This is a genomic window from Xenorhabdus thailandensis (assembly GCF_037996785.1).
Taxonomy (GTDB): Bacteria; Pseudomonadota; Gammaproteobacteria; order Enterobacterales; family Enterobacteriaceae; genus Xenorhabdus; species Xenorhabdus griffiniae.
In genome coordinates, this window is record NZ_JBBMXF010000010.1 from 1 (window position 1) to 14,850 (window position 14,850).

At 45.2% G+C, this 14,850-nt stretch carries 11 protein-coding genes and 2 pseudogenes; 9 read left to right on the forward strand and 4 right to left on the reverse strand.

The annotated features are described in order from the left end of the window. Window positions 1-551 (reverse strand): annotated as a pseudogene (gene satP, locus AAC853_RS09730) (acetate uptake transporter); the annotation flags it as partial. A gap of 343 nt (window positions 552-894) precedes the next feature. Between satP and dnaK the strand changes: the two are divergent. Together dnaK and dnaJ are read left to right on the forward strand one after the other, a co-directional pair. Beyond that, window positions 895-2,804: pseudogene (gene dnaK / locus AAC853_RS09735) on the forward strand (molecular chaperone DnaK). A gap of 104 nt (window positions 2,805-2,908) precedes the next feature. Next, window positions 2,909-4,045, forward strand: a complete 1,137-nt coding sequence (gene dnaJ, locus AAC853_RS09740) for a molecular chaperone DnaJ (RefSeq protein ID WP_338883360.1) — start codon at window positions 2,909-2,911, stop codon at window positions 4,043-4,045. Window positions 4,046-4,136: 91 nt separating this feature from the next. On the opposite strand, the gene AAC853_RS09745 is transcribed toward dnaJ, so the two are convergent. Further along, a complete protein-coding gene (locus AAC853_RS09745) occupies window positions 4,137-4,982 on the reverse strand; it encodes an EamA family transporter (RefSeq protein ID WP_340614447.1) in 846 nt (281 codons plus the stop codon). 207 nt (window positions 4,983-5,189) lie between these two features. On the opposite strand from AAC853_RS09745, the gene nhaA reads away from it, so the two are divergent. Together nhaA and nhaR are read left to right on the forward strand one after the other, a co-directional pair. Next, entirely contained in the window at window positions 5,190-6,374 is a 1,185-nt protein-coding gene (gene nhaA / locus AAC853_RS09750; RefSeq protein ID WP_340614448.1) for a Na+/H+ antiporter NhaA, read from the forward strand. 213 nt (window positions 6,375-6,587) lie between these two features. Continuing rightward, the gene (gene nhaR, locus AAC853_RS09755; protein ID WP_338883364.1) at window positions 6,588-7,514 is read left to right on the forward strand and encodes a transcriptional activator NhaR; all 927 of its coding nucleotides are present in this window, start codon (window positions 6,588-6,590) and stop codon (window positions 7,512-7,514) included. Window positions 7,515-7,588: 74 nt separating this feature from the next. Here the strand turns inward: nhaR and rpsT are convergent, their stop codons facing one another. Beyond that, a complete protein-coding gene (gene rpsT, locus AAC853_RS09760) occupies window positions 7,589-7,849 on the reverse strand; it encodes a 30S ribosomal protein S20 (RefSeq protein WP_038240544.1) in 261 nt (86 codons plus the stop codon). 348 nt (window positions 7,850-8,197) lie between these two features. On the opposite strand from rpsT, the gene ribF reads away from it, so the two are divergent. From ribF to ispH, 5 genes are all read left to right on the forward strand, one after another. Then, window positions 8,198-9,142, forward strand: a complete 945-nt coding sequence (ribF, locus tag AAC853_RS09765) for a bifunctional riboflavin kinase/FAD synthetase (protein WP_340614449.1) — start codon at window positions 8,198-8,200, stop codon at window positions 9,140-9,142. Window positions 9,143-9,168: 26 nt separating this feature from the next. Further along, the gene (gene ileS, locus AAC853_RS09770; protein ID WP_340614450.1) at window positions 9,169-11,982 is read left to right on the forward strand and encodes an isoleucine--tRNA ligase; all 2,814 of its coding nucleotides are present in this window, start codon (window positions 9,169-9,171) and stop codon (window positions 11,980-11,982) included. Next, window positions 11,982-12,494 (forward strand): signal peptidase II, encoded by a 513-nt coding sequence (gene lspA / locus AAC853_RS09775; protein WP_338803733.1) that lies wholly within the window; start codon window positions 11,982-11,984, stop codon window positions 12,492-12,494. The genes ileS and lspA overlap by 1 nt, the downstream gene beginning before the upstream one ends. Before the next feature lie 115 nt (window positions 12,495-12,609). Then, window positions 12,610-13,080, forward strand: coding sequence for an FKBP-type peptidyl-prolyl cis-trans isomerase (gene fkpB / locus AAC853_RS09780; protein ID WP_273558062.1), 471 nt, complete (start codon window positions 12,610-12,612; stop codon window positions 13,078-13,080). Further along, complete coding sequence (gene ispH, locus AAC853_RS09785; RefSeq protein ID WP_340614451.1) at window positions 13,061-14,014, forward strand: 4-hydroxy-3-methylbut-2-enyl diphosphate reductase; 954 nt, start codon at window positions 13,061-13,063, stop codon at window positions 14,012-14,014. Before fkpB ends, ispH begins: the two co-directional genes overlap by 20 nt. Before the next feature lie 145 nt (window positions 14,015-14,159). Here the strand turns inward: ispH and AAC853_RS09790 are convergent, their stop codons facing one another. Further along, on the reverse strand, window positions 14,160-14,801 hold the full coding sequence (locus AAC853_RS09790) for an alanyl-tRNA editing protein (protein WP_338883368.1): 642 nt from the start codon (window positions 14,799-14,801) through the stop codon (window positions 14,160-14,162). Window positions 14,802-14,850 lie beyond the last annotated feature (49 nt).

A 14,850-nucleotide genomic window follows, 5' to 3' on the forward strand; every position in this document is an offset into this window, starting at 1 on the left:
TTGGCAGAATAGTACGGCCATATTGCTCATTCAGAACTTCAGCCATTGCCAGATAGAAAGCACTTGCCCCACAAATAACACCTTCAAAACCGGCAAAAGTCAGAAGGCTGGCGTTACCAGTGATGTTACCAATCGCCAGCAGAGCGAACAGTACAGTCAGGCTACCGAAAATGAACTGCAAAGTGCGGTTAGCTTTCAGAGTGCCAAAGAACATAAACAGCGTGAAAATACCCCACAGTGCAAGATAAACGCCTAGGAACTCAGCTGCTGGTTGCTTCTGCCAGACCCATTTTTGGCAGGAACAGCACACCGATCAGGCTCAGCCAGAACATTCCATAAGAGGTAAATGCGGTTGCGGCAAATGTATTTCCTTTTTTGTACTCAATGATGCCTGCCAGCACCTGAGCCAAACCACCATAAAAAATTCCCATACTTAAAATAACAGACGTTAATGGGAAAAAACCCGCATTATGCAGATTCAATAAAATGGTTGTCATGCCAAAACCCATCAAACCCAATGGGCCTGGGTTCGCCAACTGATTAGAACTCATATTTCCCCTAGAAAATTCAAATAAAACAAAATATTAAAAAAGTCGTGGCACTTTCCTGCACCAAAAACCATAAAAGGCGGCGGATCATAATGTGATGACATCAACTACACAATGACCTCAGAAAAATTTTTTTATTAAATCTCAATTTTTTTTCAATCTCCCCCTTGATGATGTTTGAATGACCCCATCTAAGTCTCAACTACAGTTACTACTGAATAGTTCAGCATTAGCTGGAAAACAAAATGAGGAATTTCTGGCAAACAGTGCCATTGAAAAGCAAACATTCATCCTCATATAGCTAGTAACTTGACCGAATATATGAATTTTTTGTGGAGGCGTTTAGATGGGTAAAATTATTGGTATCGACCTGGGAACTACCAACTCTTGTGTAGCTATTATGGATGGCACGACAGCTCGTGTGCTGGAAAACAGCGAAGGTGATCGCACAACCCCTTCCATCATTGCTTATACCCAGGATGGTGAAACTCTGGTTGGTCAACCGGCTAAACGTCAGGCTGTTACTAACCCGCAAAACACGTTGTTTGCCATTAAGCGTTTGATTGGCCGTCGTTTCCAAGACGAAGAAGCGCAACGTGACGTAGCTATCATGCCATACAAAATCATTGCGGCAGATAATGGCGACGCATGGCTGGAAGTGAAAGGCCAGAAAATGGCACCACCTCAGGTTTCTGCTGAAGTTCTGAAAAAATGAAGAAAACAGCGGAAGACTATCTGGGTGAACCAGTAACCGAAGCTGTTATCACTGTTCCTGCATATTTTAACGATGCACAGCGTCAGGCGACTAAAGATGCGGGCCGTATCGCAGGTCTGGAAGTTAAGCGCATCATCAACGAACCAACTGCGGCAGCGCTGGCTTATGGCCTGGATAAAGAAGTTGGTAACCGCACTATCGCGGTTTATGACCTGGGTGGTGGTACTTTCGATATCTCTATCATCGAAATCGATGAAGTTGACGGCGAAAAAACGTATGAAGTTCTGGCAACCAATGGTGATACCCACTTAGGTGGTGAAGACTTCGATAGCCGTATGATCAACTATCTGGTTGACGAATTTAAAAAAGAACAAGGCATCGATCTGCGTAATGACCCACTGGCAATGCAGCGTCTGAAAGAAGCAGCAGAAAAAGCGAAAATCGAACTTTCTTCTGCACAGCAGACTGATGTAAATCTGCCATACATCACAGCAGATGCAACCGGTCCTAAGCACATGAACATTAAAGTGACCCGTGCAAAACTGGAATCTCTGGTTGAAGACCTGGTTAAACGTTCAATCGAGCCTCTGAAAGTCGCACTTAATGACGCCGGTCTGTCTGTATCTGACGTCCACGATGTCATTCTGGTTGGTGGTCAGACTCGTATGCCAATGGTGCAGAAAGCCGTTGCAGACTTCTTCGGCAAAGAGCCACGTAAAGATGTGAACCCAGACGAAGCAGTAGCAATGGGTGCTGCGGTTCAGGGCGGTGTACTGGCTGGCGACGTGAAAGACGTTCTGCTGCTGGACGTCACGCCACTGTCTCTGGGTATTGAAACCATGGGCGGCGTGATGACTTCCCTGATTTCCAAGAACACCACTATTCCAACTAAACATAGCCAGGTGTTCTCTACAGCGGAAGATAACCAATCTGCGGTAACGATCCACGTAATACAGGGTGAGCGTAAACGTGCCAGCGATAACAAATCTCTGGGTCAGTTCAACCTGGATGGCATTCAACCAGCAATGCGCGGTACTCCGCAGATCGAAGTGACTTTCGATATCGATGCTGACGGCATCCTGCATGTTTCTGCGAAAGATAAAAACACAGGTCGCGAGCAAAACATCACCATCAAAGCCTCTTCTGGTCTGAACGAAGAAGAAATCCAACAGATGGTACGTGACGCAGAAGCAAACGCAGAAGCTGACCGTAAGTTTGAAGAGCTGGTTCAGATCCGTAACCAAGCTGACCAACTGATCCACGGCACTCGTAAGCAAGTTGAAGAAGCGGGTGATAAACTGGCAGCAGACGATAAAGCAGCTATCGAGAAAGCAACTTCTGAGCTGGAGACCGCGGCAAAAGGCGAAGATAAAGCTGAAATTGAAGCGAAAATCCAAGCTCTGGTTGAAGCATCCCAGAAACTACTGGAAATTGCCCAACAGCAAGCCCAGGCTGGTGCTACCGATGCTGGCGCAAACAACGCGAAGAAAGATGACGATGTTGTAGACGCTGAATTCGAAGAAGTTAAAGACAAAAAATAATAGCCCTTAGCGGGCAAAGTAACAGGGCGCCTGTTACTTGTTAACTGGCACGGGCGTTGAGGTAACTCCACGCCCGTGTGTGCGTGTTAAGGGTAAACAATACGATGGCAAAAAAAGATTATTACGAAGTTTTGGGCGTTTCCAAAACCGCAGACGAAAAAGAGATCAAAAAAGCCTATAAACGGCTAGCAATGAAATATCACCCTGACCGTAACCAAGGTGATAAAGAATCAGAAAGTAAATTCAAAGAAATTAAAGCAGCGTATGAGATCCTGACAGATCCTCAAAAACGTGCTGCTTATGACCAATATGGTCATGCTGCCTTTGAACAGGGCGGCATGGGCGGCGGCGCAGGTGGTTTCGGTAATGGAGCTGACTTTAGCGATATCTTTGGTGACGTTTTCGGCGATATTTTCGGTGGTGGCCGTCGTCAGCAGCGTCCTAGCCGTGGCTCAGACCTGCGTTACAACATGGAATTAACCCTGGAAGAAGCTGTCCGTGGTGTGACCAAAGAGATCCGCATTCCAACCCTTGAATCTTGCGATACCTGCCATGGCAGCGGAGCCAAAGCAGGAACCAGCCCAGAAACATGCCCAACCTGTCATGGGGCTGGCCAGGTACAAATGCGCCAAGGATTTTTCGCGGTTCAACAACCTTGTCCGCAGTGTCATGGACGCGGAAAAATCATCAAAGAGCCTTGCGGCAAATGTCATGGACATGGTCGTGTTGAAAAATACAAGACACTGTCCGTTAAAATTCCAGCGGGCGTCGATACTGGTGATCGCATTCGCTTGAGTGGTGAAGGAGAAGCAGGTGAACACGGCGCCCCATCCGGCGATTTGTACGTTCAGGTTCAAGTCAAGGCTCACCATATCTTCGAGCGTGACGGCAGCAACCTCTATTGTGAAGTGCCGATCAACTTCGCAACAGCGGCATTGGGTGGCGAAATTGAAGTTCCAACCCTTGATGGTCGTGTCAGCCTGAAAATTCCTGCGGAAACCCAGACTGGCAAGCTGTTCCGTATGAAAGGCAAAGGTGTTAAATCCGTCCGTGGCGGTGTTCAAGGCGACTTGCTGTGCCGTGTCGTAGTAGAAACACCGGTTAAGCTGAATGAAGAACAAAAAGAGCTGATGCGCAAATTGGGCGAATCTTTTGGCGGGAAAAGCGGTGAAACCAATAGCCCTCGTTCCAAAAGTTTCCTTGATGGCGTGAAGAAATTTTTTGATGATCTGACCAAGTAATTTAGATCTCTCATAAATCCCGCCTGATTATTTTTCTAATGTATTGGCGGGATTTCTAATTTATTAAGCCACCTTCAATTTTAACGGGAAGTTACCCCAGCTTCGTGACAATCACCCCAACCACAATCACAATACAAGCCAATAAACGCATTTTGCTAAACGGCTCTCGCAAGATAACAACAGACAATAACATCGCAAATAACACGCTAGTTTCACGTAATGCCGCAACCAGCACGATGGGGGCATGACTCATCGCCCAAATCACTATGCCATAACTGAGTAATTGCATCAGCCCACCCAATAACCCCTGTTTCCAATATTGATGAAGCTTCCTTCCGGCCGTATTCCAATACCTGAAATACATCATCACGCCCATGATCCAACCATTAATAGCAAACAGCCATAAGATATAGGCCAAGGTATTATCGCCAGCTCTGGAGCCAGCGCCATCGGACAAAGTATAACCGGCGGTAAATGCCGATGTTGTGATTGCCGCAAGTAACGTTTTACGATCCAGATGAAGAGCATTTTTCCCATGTGGAAAAGCAATTAACATAATCCCCACGATAATAAGCGCCACTCCCAGCATGGCTAGAGGCGGTAACATTTCCTGCAAAATTATCCAACTCAATAACGCGGTAATGAGTGGCGCACAACCTCTGGCAATAGGATATACCTGCCCCAAATCTCCCGTCGCATAAGAGCGACTTAAAAACAGACAATAAGCCGTATGTAAAACAGCAGATAAGATTAAGCACGGCACAGAAGGTAATGACGGTAATCCAACCCAAAACAGCCCTGATGTGGCAATAATTCCGGCAAAAAAGACAATAATTGAAATGCCCAGGAACCGATCAGCGCTAATCTTAACTAAGGCATTCCAACTGGCATGTAACAAAGCAGCGCCAAGGACAAACAGGAAAAGTAATGTTGTCATGGAGTATCTTACTCATCTCGTTATTACAAATAATGATTAAAATTTCTTCTTCTATACAGTGTAATTTATCAAAATTTTAAAAAATATTATTTCAATATGTTACAATTCGAATATCACGATCAATTCTGCACAAATAATCTACTTTTTCCGATGTCATGACTATAATAACATGCGTAACCTTGAGCAATTTCATAGGTTAATTTATCCATGACTGCAATCATTCGCCAATTTTTGAAATTAGAGGCCGCAGGGGGGATCCTTCTCATTATAGCGGCCATCATTGCGCTGGTTATGGCGAATACGCCATTGCAGGGTATCTATCATCACTTTCTCAATCTTCCTGTTGCAGTACAATTTGCAGCGTTGGAAATCAACAAGCCATTATTACTATGGATAAATGATGGATTAATGGCGGTCTTTTTTCTCATTGTCGGGCTGGAAGTGAAACGAGAACTCATGGAAGGCTCACTTGCGGGCCGTGATAAAGCCATTTTCCCAGCCATTGCAGCATTAGGAGGAATGTTGGCGCCGGCATTGATCTATCTGCTGTTTAATGGCAGTGACGAGATCACCCAACAAGGTTGGGCAATTCCCTGCGCAACAGATATCGCTTTTGCATTAGGGGTCATGGCGTTGCTGGGGAAACGTGTTCCCACCGCATTAAAAGTATTTTTGCTTGCGCTGGCGATTATTGATGATTTAGGTGTCATCATCATTATCGCACTGTTCTATACCAAAACAGTGTCCCTGGCTGCATTAGGCTTGGCTACCGCCATGATTGGGCTACTGGCCTGGATGAATTGGAAAGGCATCGCTAGAACATCCGCTTATCTGATTGTGGGTGCGGTTTTATGGGTGTGTATCTTAAAATCAGGTGTCCATGCCACATTGGCTGGCGTTATTGTCGGGTTTCTGATCCCTCTTCGAAATAAAAAAGGCGAGTCACCTTCTGAAACTTTGGAGCATGAACTGCATTCCTGGGTTGCTTATTTCATTCTGCCACTATTTGCTTTTGCCAATGCTGGTGTTTCATTACAAGGTGTCACATTAGATGGCTTAACCAGTATATTGCCTATCGGCATTGCCCTTGGCCTGTTTATTGGCAAGCCATTAGGTATTTTTCTGTTTAGCTGGATTTCGGTAAAACTGGGAATGGCTAAATTGCCGGAAAAAATTGGCATGAGACAAATCTTCGCTGTTTCCGTACTGTGTGGGATCGGTTTTACCATGTCTATTTTTATCTCAGGTCTGGCATTTGAAGGTCTCAATGACACTTTCAGCACATATTCCCGCTTAGGTATATTGATAGGTTCTACCACCGCAGCCGTTGCTGGTTATGGATTACTAACCATACTGTTACCGAAGAAAAAAAACGTAGTCAAAAACAGATGAATAGACTAATTTAAGCACAGATATAGAAAGAATTTCCGAGGTAACTCATTCTCTTAATATTCGCGGCAAAGCGTTTATAACTGCGATGCCGCGAATATTTTCATCGTCATAGAAAATAACAATAGAAAAATAGGAAAACGCCATAATTTGGCAACCTGAAATGTATGGTCACGACTGTTATACAGATGTGAGGCAATACACAAGGATAAATATATGCGGGTTTCACATTTAAATTTTAATCACCTCTATTATTTTTGGCATGTTTGCAAGGAAGGTTCGGTTGTAGGGGCAGCAGAAGCGCTATACCTGACACCACAAACCATTACAGGGCAGATAAAAGCGTTGGAAGAGCGTCTGGGAGGGAAGTTATTCAAGCGCCAAGGAAGAGGATTAGTTCCTTCAGAGTTGGGGCAATTAATTTTTCGCTATGCGGATAAGATGTTTACACTCAGCCAGGAAATGATGGACATCGTGACTTACAGCCGAGAATCAAATCTGCTGTTTGATGTAGGTGTCGCTGATGCACTGTCCAAACGTTTAGTGAGTAAAGTACTGGAAACAACCGTTGTGGAGCACGAAAAGATCCATTTGCGTTGCTTTGAATCGACACATGAAATGCTGCTTGAACAGCTCAGCCAGCATAAATTGGATATGATCCTATCCGATTGCCCAGTGGATTCGTCTCAGCAGGAAGGGTTGTTTTCAGTGAAATTGGGCGAATGCAATATCAGTTTTTACTGCCGCCAGCCGATCCCAGAAAAGCCCTTTCCAGCCTGTTTGGAAGAGCGTCGTTTATTAATCCCAGGCCGCCGCTCGATGTTAGGCAGAAAGCTCCTGACATGGATACGCAATAAAAATCTTGAAGTTGAAGTGCTGGGCGAATTTGATGATGCCGCTTTGATGAAAGCATTTGGTCTGTATCACAACGCTATTTTCATTGCTCCCTCTTTCTACGCCAATGATATTTTCGCTGATAGTGATATTGTTGAAATAGGTCGATTGGATACGGTACAGGAAGAGTATTACGTTATCTTTGCCGAGCGTATGATTCAGCATCCGGCAGTTCAGCGCGTGTGTAACAAAGATTTTTCCGCTTTGTTTAACTCGCCACCAAAAAGTCGCCCTGAAAAATTATATTAATATTCTGATCTAAAACCCGAAGATACAAAAAACCGGCTTAAAGCCGGTTTTTTTAGCATCATCAAAACCAATAATTACATTGCTTTGATTTGTGCTGCCAGAGCAGATTTATGACGTGCTGCTTTGTTTTTGTGGATCAGACCTTTGCAGGCGTGACGATCAACAATTGGTTGCATGTCATTGAATGCTTTCTGTGCAGCTTCTTTGTCGCCAGCAGCGATAGCCGCGTAGACTTTCTTGATAAAAGTGCGCACCATAGAACGACGGCTCGCATTGTGCTGACGGCGTTTCTCAGACTGTACGGCGCGTTTCTTAGCTGATTTGATATTAGCCAAGGTCCAACTCCCAAATATATTCTATCGAGGACAATTCAAAGGCCGAGGAATATGCCTGTTCAGCCTTCTTTTGTCAATGGATTTGTGCAAATAAGCGTCGTTGTACAGCGACGCTGGTTACGTTGTGATGGGGCAGGATTTTATCAGCTTACTCAGAGGGAATACAGTCTTTCGCAATAAAAAACTGAATGAATCACAGAGAAATGCGATAAATTAAATATTTTTCGAGCATCTAGCCTATTTTTATTGTATGAATCAGGTTATTAATTAAAACCCTTTGTGATCGTGGGTTAACCTTGTGCTTTGTACAAGGTATAATCCGGCAATTTCCACGGTATTGAGCCAGCTATGGAGCTAATTCGCGGTATACACAATATCCGGGCGCGTCACCATGGTTGCGTGCTGACGATTGGTAATTTTGATGGTGTCCATCGCGGGCATCAGGCTTTATTAAAACACTTGAAACAAGAAGGGCAGCGTCTCGGATTACCGACGATGGTCATGATTTTCGAACCGCAGCCTCTGGAAGTTTTTGTGGCAGATAAAGCCCCAGCTCGCCTCACCAGGCTGAGAGATAAAATAAAATATCTAGCCCAAAATGGCGTTGATTATCTGTTATGTGTGAAATTTGACAAACATTTTGCAGCCAACTCACCTGAAGCCTTTGTTTCACAGTTGCTCGTTGAAAAACTGGGTGTTAAGTTTTTGGCAATAGGAGACGATTTCCGTTTTGGCAAAAATCGCCGCGGAGATTTCCACTATTTGCAGCAAGCAGGTAAACAATACCGTTTTGATGTCGCCAGCACAGACAGTTTTTGTGACAGCGGTCTTAGGATCAGCAGTACAATCATTCGTCAGGCACTGCAAAATGATGACCTGACTTTGGCCGAAATATTACTGGGGCATCCTTACAGTATAAGTGGCAGAGTTGTTCACGGTAAGCAATTGGGACGCACCATCGGTTTTCCCACTGCCAATTTACCGTTGAAACGTCTCGTGGCGCCTGTTAATGGCGTTTATGCTGTAGAAGTCTATGGATTAGGTGATAACCCCCTACCGGGTGTTGCAAATATAGGCAATCGCCCTACGGTTGCAGGCCTGGGCCTGCAACTTGAAGTGCATTTGATTGATACCCAAATGGATCTGTATGGGCGTCATATCGATGTAGTATTACGTAAAAAATTGCGTAATGAGCAGCGATTTGCTTCGCTTGATGCGCTGAAACAGCAAATCGCAAATGATGTGGTTGCAGCGAGAGACTATCTCTTGCAGCGATCCAAGTCATGTATCTAGCGGAAAATTGGAACTGAGAATCTATAATGAGTGACTATAAAGACACCCTGAATTTACCGGAAACAGGGTTCCCTATGCGCGGGGATTTAGCAAAGCGCGAACCAGATATGTTAAAACGTTGGTACAAAGAAGGTTTGTACCAGGCAATTAGAAAAGCAAAATCTGGCAAGAAAACGTTTATTTTGCATGATGGCCCTCCATATGCAAACGGCGATATTCATATTGGTCACTCAGTTAATAAAATTCTCAAAGATATTGTTATTAAGTCCAAAGGGCTGTCAGGCTTCGACTCGCCTTATATTCCAGGTTGGGACTGCCACGGTTTGCCTATTGAGCTTAAGGTTGAGCAGATTATCGGCAAGCCTGGGGAAAAATTTTCCGCCGCTGAATTTCGTGCTGAGTGCCGTAAATATGCCATGACTCAGGTCGAAGCACAGAAAGCGGACTTCAAACGTCTGGGTGTTCTGGGTGATTGGGATAAACCTTACCTGACCATGGACTTCAAAACTGAAGCTGACATCATTCGTGCACTAGGCCGTATTATCAAGAATGGACACTTACTGAAAGGGGTAAAACCCGTTCACTGGTGTACTGACTGTGGTTCCTCCCTCGCCGAAGCGGAAGTGGAATACTACGATAAAACCTCCCCTTCCATCGACGTGCGCTTCACGGCTGTTGATGCTGATGCCGTGTACACCAAATTTGATGTACAACCCCAAGGTCTGCCTGTTTCTTTAATCATCTGGACCACCACCCCATGGACATTGCCAGCAAACCGTGCGATTGCCTTGGGTGCAGAAATCACCTACCAATTGGTCAAAATCGATGATGAATGCATCATTCTGGCGGCTGAGCTTGTCGAGAGCGTTATGCAGCGCGCGGGTATCACTGCATGGGAAGTTTTAAGCGATTGTACGGGTGAGGCTCTGGAACTGTTGCGCTTCAATCATCCATTCATGAGCTACGATGTGCCTGCTATCCTCGGTGATCACGTCACGCTTGAAGCTGGTACAGGGGCAGTCCATACCGCGGGTGGTCACGGTCCAGATGATTACGCTATCAGCTTAAAATATGGTCTTGAAATCGCCAACCCGGTTGGGCCGAATGGCTGCTATCTCTCTGGCACTTATCCTTCTCTGGATGGACAATTTGTCTTTAAAGCTAACGACATCATCGTTGAATTGCTGAAAGAGAAAAGTGCATTACTGAGTCTGGCAAAAATCCAACACAGCTACCCGTGCTGCTGGCGCCACAAAAAACCCATTATCTTCCGTGCAACACCACAATGGTTTATCAGCATGGACAAAAATGGTTTGCGTGAACAATCGCTGAAAGAGATCAAAGATGTCCAGTGGATCCCAGGCTGGGGACAAGCACGTATCGAATCAATGGTAGAAAACCGTCCAGACTGGTGTATCTCTCGCCAGCGTACATGGGGCGTACCAATGTCTCTGTTCATTCATAAAGAGACACAAGAACCACATCCTCGTACCGTTGAATTGATCGAAGAAGTCGCCAAGCGTGTTGAAGTCGATGGCATTCAAGCCTGGTGGGATCTGGACACAGCAGACCTGCTGGGTGATGAGGCCGCAGATTACACCAAGGCGCCAGATACTCTGGATGTTTGGTTTGATTCAGGCAGTACCCACTCTTCGGTTGTGGATGCCCGTCCAGAATTCAACGGCAATTCAGCCGATCTGTATCTGGAAGGTTCTGACCAGCACCGTGGCTGGTTCATGTCTTCACTGATGCTGTCCACTGCGATCAAAGGCAAAGCCCCTTATCGCCAGGTTCTGACTCATGGTTTCACCGTTGATGAACAAGGGCGTAAAATGTCCAAATCCATCGGCAATACCGTCAGCCCGCAAGATGTGATGAACAAACTGGGGGCAGATATCCTGCGTTTATGGGTGGCAGCCACTGATTATACTGGTGAAATCGCTGTTTCTGACGAGATTTTGAAACGTTCGGCTGATGCTTACCGTCGTATCCGCAATACCGCCCGTTTCCTGCTGGCAAACCTGAATGGTTTCAACCCAGAAGAGCACATGGTAAAAGCGGAAGATATGGTGGTTCTGGATCGCTGGGCTGTCGGTCGTGCTCAGGCCGCACAAGCTGATATCCTTAAATACTATGAAGAGTATGATTTCCACTCTGTCGTTCAACGCTTGATGCAGTTCTGTTCCGTGGAAATGGGCTCGTTCTATCTGGATATCATCAAAGATCGCCAGTATACCGCGAAAAGTGACGGCCTTGCTCGTCGTAGCTGCCAAACTGCCTTGTTCCATATTGCAGAAGCCTTGGTTCGCTGGATGATGCCGATTCTGTCGTTCACTGCTGATGAAATTTGGCATGAATTGCCAGGCAAACGTGTTCAATACGTCTTTACCGAAGAGTGGTATGACGGATTATTTGGTCTGGCAGATGGCGAAGATATGAACGATACTTTCTGGGCTGATCTGCTAACGGTACGTAGCGAAGTGAACAAAGTTCTGGAACAGGCGCGTAATGACAAACATATCCGTAGTTCACTGGAAGCGGCTGTCACACTCTATGCCGATGCAGCACTGGCAGAAAAACTCAACAAACTGTCTGACGAACTGCGCTTTGTCCTGCTAACCTCTCAGGTTGAAGTTGCTGCTTATGCAGCCGCCGATGAGAATGCACAGCAAAGCGAAATTGCAGGCTTGAAAATCGCCTTGCGCAAAGCAGACGGAGAAAAATGTCCACGTTGCTGGCATTATGCTAAAAACGTGGGCCAGGTGGCGGAACATGCAGAACTTTGCGGCCGCTGTGTGACTAACGTTGCCGGTAACGGTGAAAAGCGTAAATTTGCCTGATGAGTAAACCCATTTGTTCCACCGGACTTCGCTGGCTTTGGCTGGTTGTTGTGGTATTAATACTGGATTTGGGAAGCAAGCATTTAGTATTGCAGCATTTTACGCTGTACGAATCCATGCCATTGATACCTTATTTCAATCTGACTTATGCCCAGAATTTAGGGGCAGCCTTTAGTTTTCTGGCCGATAAGGGCGGCTGGCAGCGTTGGTTCTTTGCATTGGTGGCCGTTGTCATTACGGTTGTACTGTTGGTAATGATGTATCGTTCCCATGCCAGGCAAAAACTGAGCAATATTGCCTACGCTTTAGTGATTGGTGGTGCTTTGGGAAATTTGTTCGATAGGCTGGTGCACGGCTTTGTTGTTGATTTTATCGACTTTTATGTCGGAGAATGGCACTGGCCTACCTTTAATATTGCTGATTCTGCAATTTGCATCGGGGCTGCTCTCATTATCATTGAGAGCTTTATCAGCCCTGATGGCAAGGACAAACAAGCAGTCTCGAAAACTTAGTCATTGAAAGAATGATAATAAACCATCCCCAGCTTAGTTAACCGGGGATGGTAACTTCGTCTATACCCAATAGCGGTATATTTGTAATCATTTTTAAGTAAAAGGCTTGAGCAACATGTCAATGCAGGTGCAAACGCACAGTGCAGTTTTATTACATTTCACCTTAAAGCTGGATGATGGCTCTACAGCGGACTCAACTTACAACCAAGGTAAACCCGCATTATTCCGCCTCGGTAATGGTAGTCTCTCAGCCCCACTGGAAGAGCAGCTTCTTGGTTTGAAAGTCGGTGATAAACATCAATTTACTCTGGCTGGAGAAACCATTTTTGGCAAACACAATCCTGATTTAATCCAATATTTCACTCCTCGTGATTTTTCCGATGCCGGTGTGCCAGAAGTGGGAACCATCATGTTATTTACCGCCATGAACGGCAGTGAAATGCCTGGATTTATCAAAGAAGTGGCTGAAGGTTCCATTACTGTTGATTTTAACCATCCACTGGCTGAACAAAACATCACTTTTGAGATTGAAGTGTTGGAAATTGACCCTCAGTTGGAGGAAACCCATGCAAATATTGCTGGCTAACCCTCGTGGTTTCTGTGCGGGTGTTGATCGTGCTATCAGCATCGTAGAGCGTGCACTGGAATTGTACGGTGCTCCCATCTATGTTCGCCATGAAGTGGTACATAACCGTTATGTGGTTGACAACCTGAGAAAGCGTGGCGCCATTTTTATTGAAGAAATTTCAGAAGTGCCTGATGGCGCTATTTTGATCTTCTCTGCCCATGGTGTTTCCCAAGCCATTCGTGCAGAAGCCCGCTCCCGTAATTTAACTATGCTGTTTGACGCGACCTGCCCGCTGGTCACCAAAGTTCATATGGAAGTCGCTAGGGCAAGTCGCAAAGGCAAAGAGGCGATTTTAATCGGGCATGCTGGTCATCCCGAAGTTGAAGGCACCATGGGGCAATACAATAATCCCAACGGTGGCATGTATCTGGTGGAATCACCGGAAGATGTATGGAAACTGCAAGTTAAGGATGAAAATAACCTCTGCTTTATGACCCAAACGACACTTTCTGTTGATGACACCTCAGAAGTGATTGATGCGCTTAATGCAAGGTTCCCCAGTATTGTCGGTCCACGCAAAGATGATATTTGCTATGCCACAACTAACCGTCAGGAAGCCGTGCGTGATTTGGCATTAGAGGCTGATGTCGTGCTGGTGGTTGGTTCTAAAAACTCATCAAATTCAAATCGCCTGGCCGAACTTGCACAGCGCGTAGGCAAGCCTGCCTATTTGATTGATTCTGCCGAGGATATCCAAGCAGAGTGGATCACAGGTGTGAGCGCAGTAGGTGTCACAGCGGGTGCATCGGCACCTGATATTTTGGTACAACAAGTGATTGAATGCTTGAAAAATTTCGGCGCAAAAACAGTTAACGAGCTACATGGCCGAGAGGAAAATATTGTTTTTGAAGTACCAAAAGAGTTACGGGTTGAAGTGAAAGAAGTTAGTTAACTTCCGTTTTATTGAAACTCGGTTTTTCTAGATTGGAACGTATAATCGATTTATCTTGATACGATTTCCAATAAAAACTGAGTTTCAATGTTATCTTGAGAGCTATATCAAAAACACAAGAAGAAAATATTTATTATTTAGTGAATTACGATGGCAATATTACATCATATTGCACTGATAACTTACCTTTCTTCTCTTGTATAGCCTGTATCTGTAGCCCTTGAATTTGCCTTAATGACGATACATGTGTTCCACCACAAGGATAAGGTATAAATTCGCCAAAACCGACTTTCCTAAATCCATCATCATACATAGTTATTTGGCAAAGCAAGTTTTCATCAATAAATTGGTCACATTTTTCTTGGAGATTTTCAATTGAAAAGGTTTGTGCATGAGGTCCTGGCTTAAAGGTAACACTGCTTTCTCCAGGCCAGTGATGTGCCTTGATAGGATGCCAACCCAGAAGTTCGGCAATATGTCCGATAAGGTGTCCCGCAGAATGCAGCTGTGAATGTAATTGGCGACGTTTCTCATCAACACGGGCAAAGGCAATCCCTCTGTTTACTGGGCGGGTTGTGTAATGGACTATTCTATCGTTTTCTGACGCGACATAAATGACCTCTACATCATTAAGCCAGCCAATATCGCTGGGTTGACCGCCACCTTGAGGATGAAATGGAGTTGCTTTTAATTGGATCGCATACCGTTGATCGTCACAGAGTGAACAATCCAGAATTTCAACTTCACCTGCCAATATAGAGCTCGATAAATAAAGACGTTCAGACATAATCATATTCTCGGGTATCAAAACATTTCCCTTGATTGTATTAAATAGA

Bases quoted from the DNA above. Each gene is read 5' to 3' on its own strand.
- dnaJ (WP_338883360.1), top strand. From the start codon at position 2,909: ATGGCAAAAAAAGATTATTACGAAGTTTTGGGCGTTTCCAAAACCGCA.
- AAC853_RS09745 (WP_340614447.1), bottom strand. From the start codon at position 4,982: ATGACAACATTACTTTTCCTGTTTGTCCTTGGCGCTGCTTTGTTACAT.
- nhaA (WP_340614448.1), top strand. From the start codon at position 5,190: ATGACTGCAATCATTCGCCAATTTTTGAAATTAGAGGCCGCAGGGGGG.
- nhaR (WP_338883364.1), top strand. From the start codon at position 6,588: ATGCGGGTTTCACATTTAAATTTTAATCACCTCTATTATTTTTGGCAT.
- ribF (WP_340614449.1), top strand. From the start codon at position 8,198: ATGGAGCTAATTCGCGGTATACACAATATCCGGGCGCGTCACCATGGT.
- ileS (WP_340614450.1), top strand. From the start codon at position 9,169: ATGAGTGACTATAAAGACACCCTGAATTTACCGGAAACAGGGTTCCCT.
- lspA (WP_338803733.1), top strand. From the start codon at position 11,982: ATGAGTAAACCCATTTGTTCCACCGGACTTCGCTGGCTTTGGCTGGTT.
- fkpB (WP_273558062.1), top strand. From the start codon at position 12,610: ATGTCAATGCAGGTGCAAACGCACAGTGCAGTTTTATTACATTTCACC.
- ispH (WP_340614451.1), top strand. From the start codon at position 13,061: ATGCAAATATTGCTGGCTAACCCTCGTGGTTTCTGTGCGGGTGTTGAT.
- AAC853_RS09790 (WP_338883368.1), bottom strand. From the start codon at position 14,801: ATGTCTGAACGTCTTTATTTATCGAGCTCTATATTGGCAGGTGAAGTT.